Origin of the sequence: Acidaminococcus hominis, from assembly GCF_900291475.1 — a bacterium.
GTDB classification, from domain to species: domain Bacteria; phylum Bacillota; class Negativicutes; order Acidaminococcales; family Acidaminococcaceae; genus Acidaminococcus; species Acidaminococcus hominis.
On record NZ_OLMM01000002.1, the window covers coordinates 71,986 to 89,350 of the forward strand.

Genomic DNA, 17,365 nt, shown 5'->3' on the forward strand with positions numbered 1-17,365 from the left:
TTCCAGCATTTATAAATTTTTCGTGAAAAAAGCTGTGAAAAGCAAAAGCGCTTCTCACAGCTCCAGACAGTTATTCTCTTATTTCACTCCGTATTTCCGTTTCAGCCTGCTGAAATAGCGGTAAAACATGGGACCGGTGGTGCAAACCGCTACAGTATCCGCAATGGGTTCCGCCAAGAACACCCCTGTAACAGGTTCTGCCACCAGATGGGGCAGAATGAAAATCAAGGGAATCAGCAGAATGATTTTCCGCCAAATGGTTAGGAAAATGGCAGTAGGGGCCTGGTCCAAGGCCACAAAGCTATATTGGCAGGCCACCTGGACCCCATACAGGAACAGCATGGACAGGTAGATACGGATAGCCCCTGAAGAGTACTGGATCAGCTGGGCATTGTCCGTAAAGATGGCTGCCACCCAGTCCGGCCGCAGCATGCACAGCGCCCAGATGAGGCAGGAGCCGGCAACACAGGATACCAACAGGTCGCGAAAACAGTCCCGAACCCTGTTAATTTTCTCCGCGCCCAGATTATAACTGAGAATGGGCTGTGCTCCCTGAACCAGTCCGGGCAGCAGCAGCATGACAAACTGCATAATGGAATTCATGATGCTCATGGAACTGACGGCCATATCCCCACCAAAACGCTGGAGGGAAGTATTAAAGGAAATGGCTACCATATTTTCCGTCAGCTGCATCAGGGCAGGACTGGTCCCCAGGAGGATGCAGGGCAGCAGCAAATCCCGGCGAAAAACAATATTCTTTAACCGCAGCTTTAGGGTGCTGTGCCGAGACAGAAGAAAGCCTACCACGCAAAGGGCAGAAACTCCCTGGGACAGTATGGTAGCCAGAGCTGCCCCCTCTACGCCCCAGTGCAGCAAATTAATTATGACATAGTCCAAAACCACGTTGCAGACGGCTCCCACAGCCACATTCAGCATACTGATTTTTGTAAAGCCTTCTGCGGTGATAAAGGCATTGAGCCCCAGGGTCAGCTGAATCAGCACCGTCCCCAGACAGTAAATATTCATATAGTCCAAGGCATAGCCAATGGTACCGGAGCTGGCCCCAAAAAGCAGCAGCACCGGACGGCCGCACAAACGCATGAACACCGTGAGCAGCAGGGACAGCACCAAAATCATCCAGGTACAGGTCCCCAGGATTTCCTCTGCAGCCGGGTAATTCTGCCGTCCCATCATAATGGAGGCTTTGGGGGCACCGCCCATACTGACCAAGGCTGCCAGGGCGGATATGGCCAGAATCACCGGGGTGGTAATCCCCACCCCAGCCAGGGCCAGCGGTCCTTCCACGGGGATATGGCCGATAAACATCTTGTCCACCAGATTGTAGAGGATATTGATCATTTGGGCCAAAATAGCGGGTACGGCCAGGGAGAAAAAGAGACGATGGATGGGTCCGGTGCCTAAAAGGCTTTCCTGTTCTCCCTTCCTGTTTCCCAGGGTAAGCTTCTGCTCCTGCTTTTCCATAACCATCCCGTCCTTCATAACTCCTGCCGTTTGCGGTAAAACACCGCAGCGCCTTGGCAGGAGCATTAGATTTCTGCGGCCTGCCAGGCTGCCAGCACCCGCAATATTCGTTATTTTCATTCAAACAGTTTTGCAGTGCAAAAGTCAATACTCATTCTTTTCAGAGTAAGAAAGACCAAGCTAACGGCAAAAAATACCCTGCAAAAGGCAAAAATCACAGCAGCTATTGCCGGCATCCTCCCCAGCAGGTAAAAATGCGGGTTGATTATAATCCGATTTCGTACTATAATCTAATACAGGTTTAAAATACGATTTCGGATTATAAGGAGGCTTCCAAAGTGGAACAAGACCGTAAAGCTATGCGCCGGCTGATTATCGCCATAAATAATATTGACGAGCTCTATTACAACGATACCGCCAAAATTGGCATCAAGGAATCCCTGCTGTGGCTGCTGTATGCCCTGGATAACGGCCAGGCCCATTCCCAAAAGGAAATTTGTGCAGAATGGGGTTTTCCCAAAAGTACGCTGAACACCACCATTAAGCAGGCAGAGTCAGAAGGTTATCTGACGCTGTCCCCCATTCCCGGCAAACGGCGGGAATGCCATATTGAACTGACCCCCCTGGGACAAGCCTACACCCGAAAGGTACTGGCGCCGATTTATCAGGCGGAAGCCCAGGCTTTTACGGAAACGGTAGAAAAATACTCTACTTCCTTTATTGATGCCCTAGCTTTCCTCAGTGACCGGCTGAAGCTGGCATTCCAGACCCATGTGGAGAAACTGGAGGAAACCTCGCAGACAGGCCAAAAGGGGAAAGGGAGGACTACGCCATGAGGGTTCTGCTGCATTTTCTCAAGCCCTACAAATGTCTCTGCTTTTTCACCGTACTGGTGACTTTGATAGATGTGGCAGGCACCCTGTATATTCCCACCCTGGCAGCGGAAATGATCAACATTGGCCTGGAAACAGGCAATTGGCCGGAAGTGGTCCATAAAGGTGTCTGTATGCTGGGAGCGGTACTGCTCTCTGCCCTAGGAACGCTGGTGGGCAGTTTTCTCTGCGCCCGGCTGTCGGCCAGGCTGGGACGGGACCTGCGCAATGCTCTGTACGACCACGTCCTTGCCTTTTCGGAGACCGATTTTGACCAGTTTGGCACCGGTTCCCTGATTACCCGTACCCTGACAGATGTCAGCGTGGTCCAACAGGCTTTTACCTGGTCCATTCAGATGATTTTGCCAGTACCTGCCCTGTGCCTCATGGGGATGGGGCTGGCCTACTCCCTGAACCCGGAAATGGGAAAGCTGATGATTGGGGTCACCACGGTAATTTTGGGCGGGGCCGTGCTGATTACCCGGAAAGCGGCAGTCATTTTTGAAAAGCTGCAAACCCTGCTGGATAAAATCAATGTGCTGATTCGGGAAAATCTCACCGGGGTGCGGGTTATCCGTGCCTTCAACAAGGAAGCCTACGAAGAAAAACGGCTGCACCGGTCCTTTGCAGACTATGCAGAATCAGCCATTCATGCCAATGGACTGTTTTTCGGCCTGGAAAGCCTGGCCATCTTTGTCATGAACCTATGCATCTGTACCATTTTGTGGCTGGGAGCGGACCAGATTGGCGCAAGGCAGCTGGAGATTGGGGACCTGACTGCTCTCACGGAATACGCCATTCTGATTTTGTTCTACGTGATTTTGGCCCAAATGGTGGTGATTCTCCTGCCCCGGGCCAAAGTATGCCTAAACCGGATTGGTGCTGTTTTGGCAAAGCAGCCGGAAATTACTGATGGGAAGGCAAAAGCACTGCCTGCGGCTGCACCCGAAGTGTTCCGGCTGCATAACGTTACTTTCCGTTTTGCCAACGCGGCGGAGGCTGCTCTGCAAAACCTGGACTTTGCCCTGTGCCGGGGAAAAACCACCGCCATTATTGGCAGCACCGGCAGCGGAAAATCCACCCTGGCCAAGCTCCTGCTCCGCTTTCACGATGTAACGGAAGGAGCCATTACCCTGGAGGGAATGGATATTCGCCAGCTGACCCAGGAACAGCTGCGCAAACATATTTCCTATGTACCCCAAAAGGCTTGGCTGTTTTCCGGCACCCTGGCCGAAAACCTGCGGGTGGGCTGGAAAGAAGCTTCCCAGGAGGACCTGAAAAAGGCCCTTTCCATTGCCCAGGCGGACTTTGTGAAGGACCTGCCGGAAGGACTGGAAACCCAGGTATCCCAAGGGGGAACCAATTTTTCTGGTGGGCAGCGGCAGCGGCTGGCCATTGCTCGGGCGCTGCTCAAAAAAGCAGATTTGTACATTTTTGATGACAGCTTTTCTGCCTTGGATTTCAAAACGGATGCGGCCCTGCGGCGGGCCCTTAAAAACACCCTGGCAGGGAGTTCGGTTCTGATTATTGCCCAACGGGTCAGCACCATTGAAACAGCGGACCAGATTATTGTGCTGGAAGACGGCCGGACCGTGGGGGTGGGCACCCATCAGGAATTGCTGAAAGGCTGCCCAGCATACCAACAGATTGTGGAATCCCAAACGAAAGGAGGCAGCTGCCATGGCACAGGACAACCGGCAAACTGAACACCAACAGGACACTTCCCTGGCCTATGAACTGTCCTTTGAAAAGCCCCAGGCTGCCTGGAAAACCCTGAAACGACTGTGGCAAACAGCCCGGGCCTTCCACCAAAGGCTTATTCTGGTGCTGCTGTCCGTAACCTTCTACACCATTTTGATGATTGCAGCACCCTGGTACAGTGCCGGGGTCATTGACCATCTGTGGAACGACATTCAGATAAGCCAAACCCTGGGACAGGCATTTCACGTAACCTGGCAGCAGGGCGGCCGGGAAATCGGAATTTTGTTTCTGCTATATCTGGGAGCCTGGCTGTTCTATAGTCTGCAAAGCTATGCCATGCTCTCCTTTGCGGAGACCCTGTCCCTGCACTTGCGGACAGAACTAAGCCAGAAATTAAACCGGCTGCCCCTGTCGTATTTTGACCATCAGCCCACGGGAGACAGCCTCAGCCGCTTTACCAACGACCTGGACAAAATGTCCGAAGCCCTGCAAAATGGGGTGCTAGAGCTGTTTACTTCGGTCGGCATGGTGCTGGGGGCACTGGTTATGATGTTCCATTTCCAGCCCCGGCTGACCCTGCTGTTCGGGCTCTTTACCCTGCTGGCGCTGGGAGTTACCAAACTGTTTTCCCAGGCCACCCTGAACCAAGCCTCCGCCCGGCAGCAAGCTATGGGCAGGGTCACCAGCCTGATAGAGGAATACTACAGCGGCCGGGTAATTCTCAAAGCCTTCAGCCGGGAAGCGGACAGTTCCCAGCATATTCATACTGCCAACGAAGCCTTGGCCCGGTCTTCTGAAAAGGTAGATTTTCTCATTAATGTAGTGAATCCAGCCATCCGTCTGGTAAATCGGCTTGGACAAGTGGGCATCGCCCTTTGGGCCAGCAGTCTGCTGATTCAGGGACGCCTCAGTGTGGGGGCCTTCCAGGCCTTTCTCCAGTATATGAACCAGGCTGCGGAGCCGCTGACAGATGCTTCCTACGTAATTACCTCCATGCAGTCTGCCCTGGCCTCTGCGGAGCGAGTCTACCAACTGCTGGACGAGCCGGAACTGAGCCCGGAGCCGGCGCAGCCCCCGGTGCTTCCTACTATACGGGGCAAAGTGGAATTTCGTCAGGTACGGTTTGGCTACAGTCCGGACAAGGAAATTATGAAAGGAGTCAGCTTTACCGTACAGCCCGGCCAAAAGGTGGCCATTGTAGGGGAAACCGGTGCCGGGAAGACCACCCTGATCAATCTCTTGATGCGCTTCTACGAAGTTCAGGGCGGGAAGATTCTCCTGGACGATGTGGATATTGCCGACCTGTCCCGGCAGCAGCTCCATTCCTATTTTGGCATGGTACTCCAGGATACCTGGCTGTTTGAAGGCACCATTGGTGAAAACATTGCCTATGGCAGGCCGGACGCTTCCCCAGAAGAAATCCGCAAGGCAGCACAGGCAGCCCGGGTGGACTTCTTTGTACGAACCCTGCCCCAGGGCTATGATACCCGGCTGGAAAATGACAGCGAAGCCATTTCCGTAGGCCAGCGCCAGCTGCTGACCATTGCCCGGGTCATTCTCTGCAACCCTCCCCTTTTGATTTTGGACGAGGCCACCTCCAGCGTGGATACCCAGACGGAAATGGAAATCAACCGGGCTATGAAGACCCTGATGCAGGACAGGACTAGCTTTGTCATTGCCCACCGGCTGTCCACCATTGTGGACGCAGACCTGATTCTGGTTATGGCCGGCGGCAATATTGTGGAACAGGGCACCCATCAGGAACTGCTGCAGCAGGGCGGCGCCTATGCGGACCTATACAACAGCCAGTTTGCCGGGGCATAATTTCGTTGGTACAGCAAAAAAGTCAGTTTCCCTTGTTTCGGTTTTGGGAAACTGACCTTTCTTTTTATCTGTAATTTGTGCAGCGGCTTGGCAAAAGCCTGCCCTACCATACCTCCGGGTAGTTGGTGGGGTCCAAGGGATCCGGGCCGTACCGGTTGTTCCCTTTGTCTCCTGGAATCAGTGCCAAACCGGCAAAGATAATCAGGTTCAAAGCATCTTTCATGTCCGGCCCGCTGGGCAGCAGGCGAAACATCACAAAAAGGGCCAAACACCACCAGGCAGATTGGCCAAAGTCGTGCAGCCGTCTGGCAGCCAGGGAGTAGAAAAAAATAAAACTGACCACGGCAAGAATCAGTCCCACATCCATAACGGCGGACATGCTCTGCGCTTCTCCCCAAAAGGCCAGGAGCATACCCACCATCAGCAGGGCAAAATCCCCCAAACCATAGAGAAAATATTTTTTCCGGCTTAACCTGCCGCTAAAGGACAGGATGCTCCCCGGGGCAAAGGCCGAAACAATAAGAACAAGGATTCCCACCAGAATTGGCAGTCCGAATTGAAAAAATAGCCCCAACTTGATTAAACCCATAAAAAAATCACCCATTTGCAAAACCTCCTCTGCTGGCTTGCCGGGTACCAGGGCACACCGGCTGACGGGCAGGACAGCTTGCCTCAACGCAGACTGCTAGGGCATTTGCTAGGCTAATCCTTCCGCTAACCTTAGTATAGCAAAAGGGTTGGGTGATAAAACTCCCACAAAAAGCAAGACACCCTGCGCTTTTGCAGAGTGTCTCTTTTTACGCGGTTTATTCCACCACGTGGATTCTCTTGGGATCCCAACGGTCCCGCTGCTGCCGTTCCTTGTCCGGATAGCCATAGGCCAAAATGGCAAAGGGCTGCAGGGTATCGGGAAGGTTCAGGATTTCCTTTACCTTGGCAATGCGGTCTTCAAAGGGAGCTACCCCAATCCAAACGCCGCCCAAACCTACTTCACTGCAAGCCAGCCACATATTTTCCATGCAGATGCTCATATCCACAGGAGCAACCGGCTGGAAGGGCAGTCCTTCGGTGCGCATTACGCTCAAAATGGCAATGGGTGCACGGCCTACGGCGCCGGAATATTCGCTGATTCGGGCCAGTTTGGCCAAAATAATGGGGTTCTTGATTACGTAAAATTCCCAGGGCTGCTGGTCCCCGGCGGAAGGTGCCTGCATGGCGGCCTTCAATAAGTAATCGGTTTTTTCCTGTTCTACAGGACGGTCCTCATACCGTCTTACGCTGACACGGGTAAAAATACTGCTAGTCATACAATTCCCTCCTAATACTGGCAAACGCCTGAAGCGCGGACTCCCCGGGGGGTACTCCAAACCGTGCTTCCTATATTTTGTCTCAATTGTAACACGAACGTACACAGTTATCAATACCTAATATATACAATTTATCGTTAACTTTTTACCGTTAACCTTGATTGTAATTTTGGTTTACGTTATCATAAATAAAGTTAACCGCGGCTCAACTAGAGCCGCACCAATCTGTTTAGGGGGAATATATGATGTCAAACGGACTTTTCATTACCGGTACAGACACGGATATCGGCAAAACGTATGTTACAGCGCTGCTGATCAAGACCCTGCGTCAGGGCGGTTATGACACGGGCTACTACAAGGCGGCTATCAGCGGAGCGGACTCGGTGGCGGAGTCGGATGCGGGTTTCGTCAACCGTTTTGCCCAAATTGGGGAACCGGAAGACCTGCTGCTTTCCTATCTGTACAAAACAGCGGTATCCCCGCACCTGGCGGCCCAGCTGGAGGGCAATCCGGTGGACCTTGCGGTGATTCACCGGGATTTTCAAAAGGCTGCGGCCCGCTATCCCTATCTGGTAATGGAAGGTTCCGGGGGCATCGCCTGCCCCCTCCGCCGGGATGCAAAGGCCCATATCGACCTAACGGATATTATCCGGCTGCTGGAGCTGCCGGTCCTGCTTGTGGCCAAGGCCGGCCTGGGCACCCTGAACCATATTGTCACCACTGCTGCCTACTGTGAAAAGCTGGGGATTCCCGTAAAGGGCGTGCTGCTGAACCATTGGCAGGGTGGTGTCCTGGAAGAGGATAACCTCAAAATGATTCCCGCAATGACCGGGGTACCGGTGCTGGCCAAAATTCCTACAGGAGCTGCATCGCTGGACTGCGACCCCAAAACCCTGGCAGCCTGCTTTGCGCCTTTGGAGGTGAAGAACTAATGGAAAAATCCTGGGAACAACTGGACAAGGAGCTCATCTGGCACCCTGCCCAGCAAATGAAGGACAATGAGATTTTCCCGCCGGTGGTCATCGACCATGCCAAGGGCGTATACCTGTACGACAGCCAGGGCAAGGCTTATTTGGACATTATTTCTTCCTGGTGGTGCAATCTGCTGGGCCACTGCAATCCAGAACTTAACGCAGCGGTCAAGGAGCAGGTGGACACCCTGGAGCACGTGATTTTCACCAATTTCACCCATAAGCCGGCTATTGAACTGGCCCAGCGGCTCCAGCCCCTGCTGCCCAAAGGGCTCACCAAATTTACCTTCCACGACAACGGTTCTTCTGCTGTAGAAGCGGCCATGAAAATGGCCTTTCAATACCAGGTGCAGACGGGACACCCGGAACGAAAGCGCTTTATGTGCCTGCCCTGCTCCTACCACGGAGAGACCATCGGCGCCCTTTCCGTAGGTTCCCTGGACCACTATGCAGCCCTGTTCCACCCCATGCTCATGGATAATATACATTTTGAAGGGCTGGACTGCTTCCGCTGCCCTTACGGGGAAAACCGGCAAACCTGTCACACGGACTGCTTCGAAGCAGCGGAGCGGGCCTTTGCCCAGTACGGGCACGAAACGGCGGCCTGTCTGGTGGAGCCCATTCTCCAGGGAGCAGCCGGTATGCGGATCTATCCCCCGGCCTACCTGATCAAGCTGCGTAAATTGTGCGATGCCTACGGAGTCCTGCTGATCGACGACGAAATCGCCGCCGGTTTTGGCCGGACGGGAAAGCTCTTTGCCATTGAGCATGCCGGGGTCAGCCCGGACCTGCTGTGCACCTCCAAAGGTCTGACTGCCGGGTATCTGCCCATGTCCCTTACCATTACCACGGACCAGGTGTACAACGCTTTCTATGATGACTACGGCACCCAAAAGGCCTTTGTCCACAGCCACACCTATGCGGGCAATCCTCTGGCCTGCTCCATTGCCCTGAAGGTACTGGACATTTTGGAACGGGACAACCTGCTGGAGCGGGTCCGGGAAAATGGGGCCTACCTCCACGCCAGACTCCAGGAAGCGGTGGGCAATCACCCCAACGTAGGGGAAATCCGCCATATTGGCCTGATCAACGCCCTGGAACTGGTTCTCAATAAACAAACCAAGGAGCCCTTCCCCAGCAAATGCCGGCTGGGCTGGCAAATTTTCCGCAAAGCCATGGACAAGGGCCTGGTGCTGCGAAACATGGGGGACGTACTGTACTTTAACCCGCCCCTTACCATTGAGCGAAAGGATCTGGACAAGGCGGTGGCCATTCTCCGGGACGCCCTGTACGACCAGCTGCCGGTCAGCTAACCGGACCTGACGCCAAGTGCCGGGTTGTGCTATAATAGCCCTACACGCTAACGGAAGAAGGGTCTTTATGTATATCTGCAATTTATGTCCCCACAACTGCGGGGTCAACCGTCCGGAATATGAAGGAGCACCGGGACAGCTGGGCTACTGCCGCTGCGCCCTGCGGCCTAAGGCAGCCCGAGCCGCCCTCCACCTGTGGGAGGAGCCGTGCCTCAGCGGTACCCGGGGCAGCGGTGCAGTATTTTTCTCCGGCTGCACCCTCCAGTGCGAGTTCTGCCAGAACAGTGAAATCAGCCGGGAGGGCAAGGGCTGGGAGGTTACCCCGGAGGACCTGCGGAAAATCTACAGTTCTCTCATTGACCAAGGGGCCCACAACATTGATTTGATTACAGCCACCCAGTTTGTGCCGCTGCTTTTGGAATCTTTGGAGCCCAAACTGCCAGTGCCGGTGGTCTTTAACTGCGGCGGCTACGAAAAGGTGGAAACCCTGCGGCTGCTGGAAGGCAAGGTCCAGATCTACCTGCCGGACCTGAAGTATTACCGGGAAGCAACAGCCATCCGCTACAGCAACGCTCCGCAGTATTTCCAATTTGCCACCCAGGCCATTCAAGAAATGTACCGCCAGGTAGGCCCCTATCAGCTGGATGAGGACGGCATTTTACAGCAAGGGGTGGTGATCCGCCACCTGATCCTGCCAGGCCAGACGGAAGACAGCAAGCGGATTATTGACTGGGTTACGGACACCTTTGGGCCGGGACAGGTGCTGTTTAGCCTGATGCGACAGTACGTGCCCTGCGGTCAGGCAGACCAGTTCCCGGAAATCAACCGGACCCTGACGGATGAAGAATACGCAGACGTGGAGAATTATCTGATGGACAGTCCCCTGGAAGACGGGTACGTCCAGGAAGCGGCCTCCGCCGATGAAAACTTCATTCCCCTGTTTGACGGCACGGGAATTCGCAGCCACAAATAAAAGACAAAATAAAAGGGACCTTCTGCACCAAGCCCTCAGGTTTGGCACAGAAGGTTCCTTTTTTGCTTTATAACAGTACTTCGTGAAGGTCAGCCACGCTGGCAAATTGGTCCGGGGACAGAACCCGGCCATAGGCACCGGCGTTGGTGATGCCCACCACATCCCCAATTTCCAGCCGGGGCAGTTCCAAATCCTCAGCCACCACATCGGCCGCCGTGCACAGGTTCCCAACCAGGGTAACCGTTTCCAGGGCACCCGGCTTCTCCCGCAGGGTAAAGAACTGGAAGGCGCCGGCCTCGCTGTAGAGAGGTTCGCAGGCTGCCGGTTCCGGATTGGGGGAATAGTTCTGGACCAATTGGCCCAAGGACGGCCGGATAAAGCCGTTTAAGGTATTGCTGAGAATCAGGAAGGTTTTCCCGTGGGATTCCTTCCGATCCAGCACCCGGGTCAGATACACCCCGGCCTGGCCTACGGCGTAACGGCCGGTTTCAATGAGCACCTTGGTCTGGGGCATAGCCTTGGCAAAGGCTTCTTCCTGGGGTGCCAGCCCCTTGGCCAAGGCGTCCAGGTCCAGGGGCTTTTCCGACAGGTTATAGGGAATGCCAATGCCGGACCCCAGATTCACAAAAGCCAGGGGGCGACCCAGCGTTTTGGCGGTCTCCTGGGCCAATTCCAGTACGTGGCCATAGTAGGCTGCCAACAGCTTCGGATCCAGTTCCTGGCTACGAAGATGGACGTGGATGCCTTGAACGGAAATCCGGCCGGGCTTCCGATTTTTCAGGTATGCCAAAGCTTGGTCCTGATCCACCCCAAACTTGGAGGCCACCCCAGGGCCTCCGGTAAAAGCAAAGTTGGGGTTGATGCGGAGCCCCACTTCATAGGTGGTGCTGCGCTCTGCGGCCACTGCTTCCAAAAGCTCCAGCTCGTGCAGACTGTCTGCGATGATGACGGCCTTGCCCAGGGTCCGTTCCAAATCCTCCCAGGTTTTTCCCGGGGCGGAATAATAGATTTGGGAAGGCGGCATTCCCGCTGCTGCGGCCAGTTCCACTTCCCGGGCGCTGGCAGCGTCTGCTCCCACCCCTTGGCTGGCAATGGCCTTCACCAGGGGCGGAAAAGGGTTGGCCTTCAGGGAATACAGAAAGCCAAAACGGGGAAAATGCTGCTGCAGGTTATCCAGTTGGGTCAAGATGGTATCCCGGTGGTACACATAGACGCTGGGATACTTCTTGCCAATATCCCGCAGTTTTTCTCTTTGTTCCATAATCCAAAATGGTTCCATAAGAATTTTCCCTCTTTCTCGATAAGCCTAAAGAAACAGGTGCGATTTTCCCTTCAGCCTGCTACAATAAAAGAAATACCGCCTGCTTTAGGCTTGCGTTTCTAGGATGATTCCCCCTAAGGGGCTATATACTCTATTATAAGATAAAATAATCAAAATTGCATGAAGGGAAGCTAAAATTATGTCCACACTTACGGCGGCAGCACCGCCCTCCTCTGCTGAGAACCCCACCTCCAAGGCCCGCTACGTACTGGCCCTGGGGCATCTTTGTTCCGATATCAACCAGGGCTCCCTGGCAGCCCTGCTGCCCTTTCTCATTGCCGCCCACCATTACAGCTACACCACGGCAGCCACCCTGGTCATGGTTTCCAACCTGGCCGGCTCCATTATCCAGCCGGTGTTTGGCCATATGTCTGACAAGAAGAACCGGCCAGGCTTTATGCTGCTGGGAGTCTCCCTGGCAGCAGGCGGCATGGCCCTGACCGGTTACGTTACCAATTTTGCCGGCCTGTGCCTGGCGGTAATGGTCAGCGGTATTGGGGTAGCCCTGTTCCATCCCCAGGCGGCCAAGCTGGTAAACGCCACCAGCCGCACCGGCAAAAAGGGCGTCAGCATGGGCATCTTTTCCTTTGGGGGCAATTTGGGCTTTACCCTGGGCCCCATTCTCACCACCCTGGCCATGTCCCTGTGGGGACTGAAGGGAACCCTGCTCTACCTGCTGGGTCCCCTCCTTTTCGGCACGGCCCTGCACCTGTTCTTCCCCAAAGAAGCCGCAGACGCCAGAACCGGGACGGCTGCAGCCCGGGGACAGGACCAGGCACCCCAGCAGGACGATGTGAAGAGCTTTGCCAAACTCAGCGTGCTGGTAACCCTGCGCTCCATCGTGTACAGCGGGGTCAGCACCTTCCTGGTGCTGTATTTCATCCACGTGCTGGGCCAGACAGACACCTTCAGCAGCACCCTGCTAAGCATCTACTACGCCGTGACTGCTGCCTCTTCCCTCCTGGGAGGCAAATTGGCGGACCTGTGGGGCGAAAAGAAAACCATTGTGTTTTCCTGCACCCTGCTGGCACTGGGGCTGATGCTGTTTCCCCGGGTACACAGCGTTCTCGCCGCAGGGCTGCTGCTGGTACCCATGGGCATGGGCATCAGCCTGTGCTACAGCTCCCTGGTGCTCTCCGGCCAGCGTTACCTGCCCAACCATATGGGTCTGGCTTCCGGCGTAACCCTAGGCCTGGCGGTCAGCATCGGCGGCATTGTAGCACCGCTTTTGGGTAAAATCGCCGATACACGGGGCCTGACGGACACCTACTCCATTATCGGCCTTCTGGCCGTCGTCATCTGGGTCCTGGCCCTGTGGCAGACGCCGCTGAAAAAAGCCTGAAAAAACTCCCTTCCCCAGTCCTATTGTGCAGGAACTGACGGAAGGGAGCATTTTTATTTACTGGCCCTTTTACAGCCCTTTGGCCGTAAAGGCGTTTTTCAGCTGGGTAAAAGCCTGTTCCACCACCACTTTGGGGCAAGCCAGGTTGAACCGTTCAAACTGGGCAGTTGCAGGTCCGAAGATTTTCCCGGAGTCCAGCCACAGTTTGGCATCGTCCACCACCAGCTGTTCCAGTTCCTCATCGGTAAGGCCATAGCCAGAGAAATCAATCCAAACCAAGTAGGTGCCTTCGGGCTCCACAAAGGTGGCCTTGGGGAAGTTTTCTTGCACAAAGTTCCGGACAAATACCATGTTCTGGTAAATGTACTGGTTCAGTTCCCGCACCCACTGGGCGCCTTTGGTATAGCAGGCTTTCACGGCTACCTGACCCATGATGCTGCCCTGGCTGTAGCCGGCAGCAGCGTTGGCCTTTTTGTAGGCCTGCCGCAGGGTTTCATCGGGAATGATGATATTGGCAGGCTGGAAACCGGCCACGTTGAAGGTTTTGCTGGGAGAAGTAAAGACCACCAGGTTCTTGTGGAATTTTTTGTCCAGGGTAAAAAAGCTGGTGAAATGGAAACCCGGATAAATAAAATCGCAATGGATTTCGTCATCCAGGATAATCACGTGATGGGCCAGGCAGATTTCTCCCAGGCGCTGGAGTTCTTCCGCAGACCACACCCGGCCTACCGGGTTATGGGGATTGCACAGCAGGAATACCTTTACGTTGTGGTCAATAATTTTCTGTTCAAAATCCGCAAAGTCTATGGTGTAGCGGCCGTTCTCATAATGAAGCTGGTTGTTCACAAACACCCGGCCATTGTCCTCAATGACTTCTTTAAAGGGATAGTACACCGGCTGCTGGATCAGGATGGCGTCCCCGGGCTGGGAAAAGGCCTTCACCGCCGTAGCCAGGCCGTACACCACCCCGCAGCCCAGGGTCACCCACTGGGGTTCAACGGTGTAGCCGTGCTGGGTGGAGAACCAATGGTTCAGGGCTGCAAAGTATTCTGCGTCCGGGTCCGTATAACCAAAAATTCCATGGTCAATCCGTTGGTGGAAGTTTGCCAGAATTTCCTCAGGCAGGGCGAAGTCCATATCTGCCACCCACATGGGCAGCAGGTCCGTGCGGCCCTTGCGCTGCAGGCCAAAGTCGTATTTCAGGCAGCTGGTGCCTTTGCGGTCAATGATCTGGTCAAAATTATATTTGTTTGCCATAACAAGCCCTCTTTTCCCAGTAAATCCTAGAATTTCAATATAATATAGGTATTCTAACATAAAAAGTCCGGCTGATGCAAAATGATTTTGCATCGCCGGACCATTTCTTACCACAAAGACAATTGTTCTTCTTCCGCATGATACCCGGCCCGGCAGACTTCCTTGAAAAAGGCTTCTTCCGTGCCAAATTTGGCCAGGGCTTCCGCCCGCAGGCGGCCATACACCAGCCGGGTGGCATCTACGTCGCTAAGGGCCCGGTGGGCATTCTCGTTGGTGAGCCCATAGAGCCGGACCATGTCGGCCAGCCTGTGCCCCTGCTCCTCCGGGTGAAGGGTCTGGGCATAAATCAGGATATCCACGTAGTCATTTAAAATGGGCGTTCCCAAAAGGGCCTGGGACCGGGCTGCCAGGAATTGGGCGTCAAAGCCCACATTGTAGCCGAGAAGCAGCCCGTCTCCGACAAACTGGGTGAACTGCCCAAGCACGTCCTGGGCAGCCGGAGCCTCCTGGAGCATGGCGTTGGTAATCCCCGTAAGCCGGGTAATAAAGGGGGAAACGAACTGGCCTGTAAAATGGGCCTTAGGCTGGAGCAGGGAAGAAAAGGTATCCACCACTTCTCCCTGAACCACCTTCTCCGCCCCTATTTCAATAAGCCGGTCCCGGTCAGGGTAAAGACCGGTAGTTTCCACGTCCACTACAATATAATTGTCAGGAAAGGCCAATTGGCTTTTGCCCGTGCTGACAGCAGGCGCCCTGCGGCGTTCTTTGTACATACTGCACCTCTTTCTGACCAACGGGCAGCGGGCAGGGATTATCCGAACAAACGAGCCAGGAATCCCTTCTTTTGTTCATACGGTACGGTCTTGATGTCCGTCACCTGATACCCGGTAGCGTCGATAACCTTACGGACCGCTGCCTCGTCCAGTGCTTGTTCTGAGACGATTTCTGTCTGTTTCTTCGTGTGGGAAGACGAAACGCTTTTAACCTTAAAGTGATTGCGAATGGCGTCGTTGATATGGCTTTCGCACATACTGCAAGCCATACCCTCCACACCTACGATACATTTTACCATGGGAAATCCTCCTTGTGTGACCCAAAGGCCAAACTATTTGGTACCCTATACCATCCCGGGGTATCTGTATTTATTATAGTAGGTTCCTGGGAAATGTCAACGAAAAAGTTAGTTTTAGATAACTCAATAATAATTTCCGCCGGAGCTTGTTCATTTGCCCAGGCTGGCTTATACTTAACCTAGATATTTTCCCTAGGAGGCTATTTTTTCATGAAACCCGAAGTATTATTGGAGATTCTTGCCCAGGCAGGCAAATTGAAAACCACCACCCGCCACTGCTTTACAGCACCTGGCCGCAAGGAAAGCGTGGCGGACCACAGCTGGCGCATGGCGCTGATGGCTCTTTTGCTGGCCCAGGACCCGCCGTATAGCTCACTCAATATGAACAAAGTCATAGCCATGTGCCTGATCCACGACCTGGGAGAAAGTTTTACCGGAGATATTCCCACCTTTGTAAAGACAGAGCAGGACCGGACCGAGGAAACCTTTGCCCTGACTAACTGGGTGCAGGAACTGCCTCAGGCCCAGCGCCTCCTATTTACGGAACTCTTTGCAGAAATGGAGCAGAAACAAACGCAGGAAGCCAAAATTTATAAGGCCCTGGACCGGCTGGAGGCGGTAATCAGCCACAACGAGTCGGACCTGGATACCTGGCTTCCCCAGGAATATGACCTGCAATACACCTATGGGGCCGAAGACGTAAAGTTTTCCCCCCAGCTGACCCAGCTCAAAAAAGCCATCGATGCCCAGACCACCGCAAAGATTCAAGCCCAGCGCCAGGGAAAAGATAAAATTTGATTATAATGTTCGGAAAAAAATTGAAAATCAATCGTAGAAGCCCTATACCAGGGCTCCTTTTGTATTAATTTTAGTTATGTAAACTACAACTGCATGGTTAACCCGAACTACTGTCTTGACAACCTGTTTTTTTGTTGTACAATAGCACCCGTGAATGTGTATTTCTAAAGCAGCGTTCCCGAAATGCACAAATAAAACTGAGGCCTGGACCGGCAGCCACAATGACTCTGATCGGCAGGCTCGCCCCCAGGCCGTCCCAACCAGAAAGGATGTTTGAAATGCAGCTGATTCGAACGGTAAAGGAAATTCAGGAATTCGTCAAGACCTGTAAGGCAGAGGGGAAATCCATTGGCCTGGTACCCACCATGGGTGCCCTCCACGAAGGCCATGCATCTCTGATTGCAGCGGCCCACAAGGAAAACCAGGTGGTTATCGTCAGTGACTTCGTAAATCCCACCCAGTTTGGGCCCAACGAAGACTACGATGCCTATCCTCGGAAACTGGAAGCGGACAGCAAGGTTGCAGAAGCAGCCGGTGCCACGGTGCTGTTTGCTCCCTCCCCCGCTGAAATGTACCCCCATAAGGATATGACCTGGGTAGAGGTCACCGGCAATGTCACCAAGGTGCTGTGCGGCCGTACCCGTCCCATCCATTTCCGGGGCGTTACCACGGTGGTTTCCAAACTGATGCATCTGTCCCAGGCAGACCGGGCTTACTTCGGCCTGAAAGACGCCCAGCAGACGGAAGTGCTGCGGCGCATGGTAGAAGATTTGTTTATGCCGGTAGAACTGCGGATTATGCCCATTATCCGGGAAGCCGACGGACTGGCCAAGAGCTCCCGGAACGTGTACCTGTCTCCGGAAGAACGGAAGGCCGCTTTGGTCCTGTCCCGGAGCCTGAAACACGCCAAAGAAGCCTTTGACAAGGGAGAACGCAGCAGCGCTGCTCTCCTAAAGCAGGTAAAAGACGAAATCTCCGCTGAACCCCTGAGCAATATTGACTATGTGGAAATGTACGGTATGCCCGGCCTGACCGAAGTGGAAGAAACCATTTCCGGCCGTGTGCTGCTGGCTGTTGCCGTGAAATTTGGCACCACCCGTCTGATTGATAACGTAGTATTGGAGGCCTAAGT

General features: G+C 54.1%; 16 protein-coding genes. 9 read left to right on the top strand and 7 right to left on the bottom strand.

Features of this window, described 5'->3' with window-relative positions; all coding sequences use genetic code 11:
• Window positions 1-78: 78 nt before the first annotated feature.
• On the bottom strand, window positions 79-1,455 hold the full coding sequence (locus C7E10_RS01390) for an MATE family efflux transporter (RefSeq protein ID WP_420837392.1): 1,377 nt from the start codon (window positions 1,453-1,455) through the stop codon (window positions 79-81).
• 365 nt (window positions 1,456-1,820) lie between these two features.
• On the opposite strand from C7E10_RS01390, the gene C7E10_RS01395 reads away from it, so the two are divergent.
• Genes C7E10_RS01395 through C7E10_RS01405 form a run of 3 tightly spaced genes read left to right on the top strand, consistent with a single transcriptional unit; the run spans window position 1,821 to window position 5,879 of the window.
• Window positions 1,821-2,318, top strand: a complete 498-nt coding sequence (locus tag C7E10_RS01395; RefSeq protein WP_105325602.1) for a MarR family winged helix-turn-helix transcriptional regulator — start codon at window positions 1,821-1,823, stop codon at window positions 2,316-2,318.
• Entirely contained in the window at window positions 2,315-4,060 is a 1,746-nt protein-coding gene (locus tag C7E10_RS01400; protein WP_105325603.1) for an ABC transporter ATP-binding protein, read from the top strand. The genes C7E10_RS01395 and C7E10_RS01400 overlap by 4 nt, the downstream gene beginning before the upstream one ends.
• Window positions 4,035-5,879 (top strand): ABC transporter ATP-binding protein, encoded by a 1,845-nt coding sequence (locus tag C7E10_RS01405; RefSeq protein ID WP_105325604.1) that lies wholly within the window; start codon window positions 4,035-4,037, stop codon window positions 5,877-5,879. Before C7E10_RS01400 ends, C7E10_RS01405 begins: the two co-directional genes overlap by 26 nt.
• 103 nt (window positions 5,880-5,982) lie before the next feature.
• On the opposite strand, the gene C7E10_RS01410 is transcribed toward C7E10_RS01405, so the two are convergent.
• Both C7E10_RS01410 and C7E10_RS01415 read right to left on the bottom strand, forming a co-directional pair.
• Window positions 5,983-6,483, bottom strand: a complete 501-nt coding sequence (locus C7E10_RS01410) for a DUF805 domain-containing protein (RefSeq protein WP_105325605.1) — start codon at window positions 6,481-6,483, stop codon at window positions 5,983-5,985.
• Window positions 6,484-6,685: 202 nt separating this feature from the next.
• Complete coding sequence (locus C7E10_RS01415; protein WP_105325606.1) at window positions 6,686-7,186, bottom strand: nitroreductase family protein; 501 nt, start codon at window positions 7,184-7,186, stop codon at window positions 6,686-6,688.
• 245 nt (window positions 7,187-7,431) lie between these two features.
• Here C7E10_RS01415 and bioD point away from each other — a divergent pair, with 245 nt between their 5' ends.
• The 3 genes from bioD to C7E10_RS01430 all read left to right on the top strand — a co-directional run bounded on the left by bioD (window position 7,432) and on the right by C7E10_RS01430 (window position 10,443).
• Window positions 7,432-8,118 (top strand): dethiobiotin synthase, encoded by a 687-nt coding sequence (gene bioD, locus C7E10_RS01420; protein WP_105325607.1) that lies wholly within the window; start codon window positions 7,432-7,434, stop codon window positions 8,116-8,118.
• Window positions 8,118-9,470 (top strand): adenosylmethionine--8-amino-7-oxononanoate transaminase, encoded by a 1,353-nt coding sequence (gene bioA, locus C7E10_RS01425; protein ID WP_105325608.1) that lies wholly within the window; start codon window positions 8,118-8,120, stop codon window positions 9,468-9,470. The genes bioD and bioA overlap by 1 nt, the downstream gene beginning before the upstream one ends.
• 67 nt (window positions 9,471-9,537) lie before the next feature.
• Window positions 9,538-10,443 (top strand): radical SAM protein, encoded by a 906-nt coding sequence (locus tag C7E10_RS01430; RefSeq protein ID WP_105325609.1) that lies wholly within the window; start codon window positions 9,538-9,540, stop codon window positions 10,441-10,443.
• Between the two features lie 67 nt (window positions 10,444-10,510).
• Here C7E10_RS01430 and C7E10_RS01435 read toward each other — a convergent pair whose 3' ends face one another.
• Complete coding sequence (locus C7E10_RS01435; RefSeq protein WP_105325610.1) at window positions 10,511-11,722, bottom strand: type III PLP-dependent enzyme domain-containing protein; 1,212 nt, start codon at window positions 11,720-11,722, stop codon at window positions 10,511-10,513.
• Window positions 11,723-11,903: 181 nt separating this feature from the next.
• On the opposite strand from C7E10_RS01435, the gene C7E10_RS01440 reads away from it, so the two are divergent.
• Complete coding sequence (locus C7E10_RS01440) at window positions 11,904-13,106, top strand: MFS transporter (protein WP_105325611.1); 1,203 nt, start codon at window positions 11,904-11,906, stop codon at window positions 13,104-13,106.
• Window positions 13,107-13,175: 69 nt separating this feature from the next.
• On the opposite strand, the gene C7E10_RS01445 is transcribed toward C7E10_RS01440, so the two are convergent.
• From C7E10_RS01445 to C7E10_RS01455, 3 genes are all read right to left on the bottom strand, one after another.
• Window positions 13,176-14,363: a MalY/PatB family protein gene (locus C7E10_RS01445; RefSeq protein ID WP_105325612.1), complete on the bottom strand. Its 1,188-nt coding sequence runs from the start codon at window positions 14,361-14,363 to the stop codon at window positions 13,176-13,178.
• 107 nt (window positions 14,364-14,470) lie between these two features.
• Window positions 14,471-15,136 carry a 3'-5' exonuclease gene (locus C7E10_RS01450; RefSeq protein ID WP_105325613.1) on the bottom strand — a complete coding sequence of 222 codons (666 nt, stop codon included), beginning with the start codon at window positions 15,134-15,136 and terminating at the stop codon, window positions 14,471-14,473.
• 38 nt (window positions 15,137-15,174) lie between these two features.
• A complete protein-coding gene (locus C7E10_RS01455; RefSeq protein WP_105325614.1) occupies window positions 15,175-15,435 on the bottom strand; it encodes a heavy-metal-associated domain-containing protein in 261 nt (86 codons plus the stop codon).
• A gap of 210 nt (window positions 15,436-15,645) precedes the next feature.
• Here C7E10_RS01455 and C7E10_RS01460 point away from each other — a divergent pair, with 210 nt between their 5' ends.
• Both C7E10_RS01460 and panC read left to right on the top strand, forming a co-directional pair.
• Window positions 15,646-16,233, top strand: a complete 588-nt coding sequence (locus C7E10_RS01460) for an HD domain-containing protein (protein WP_105325615.1) — start codon at window positions 15,646-15,648, stop codon at window positions 16,231-16,233.
• Between the two features lie 278 nt (window positions 16,234-16,511).
• Window positions 16,512-17,363: a pantoate--beta-alanine ligase gene (gene panC, locus C7E10_RS01465; protein WP_105325616.1), complete on the top strand. Its 852-nt coding sequence runs from the start codon at window positions 16,512-16,514 to the stop codon at window positions 17,361-17,363.
• Window positions 17,364-17,365: the final 2 nt, after the last annotated feature.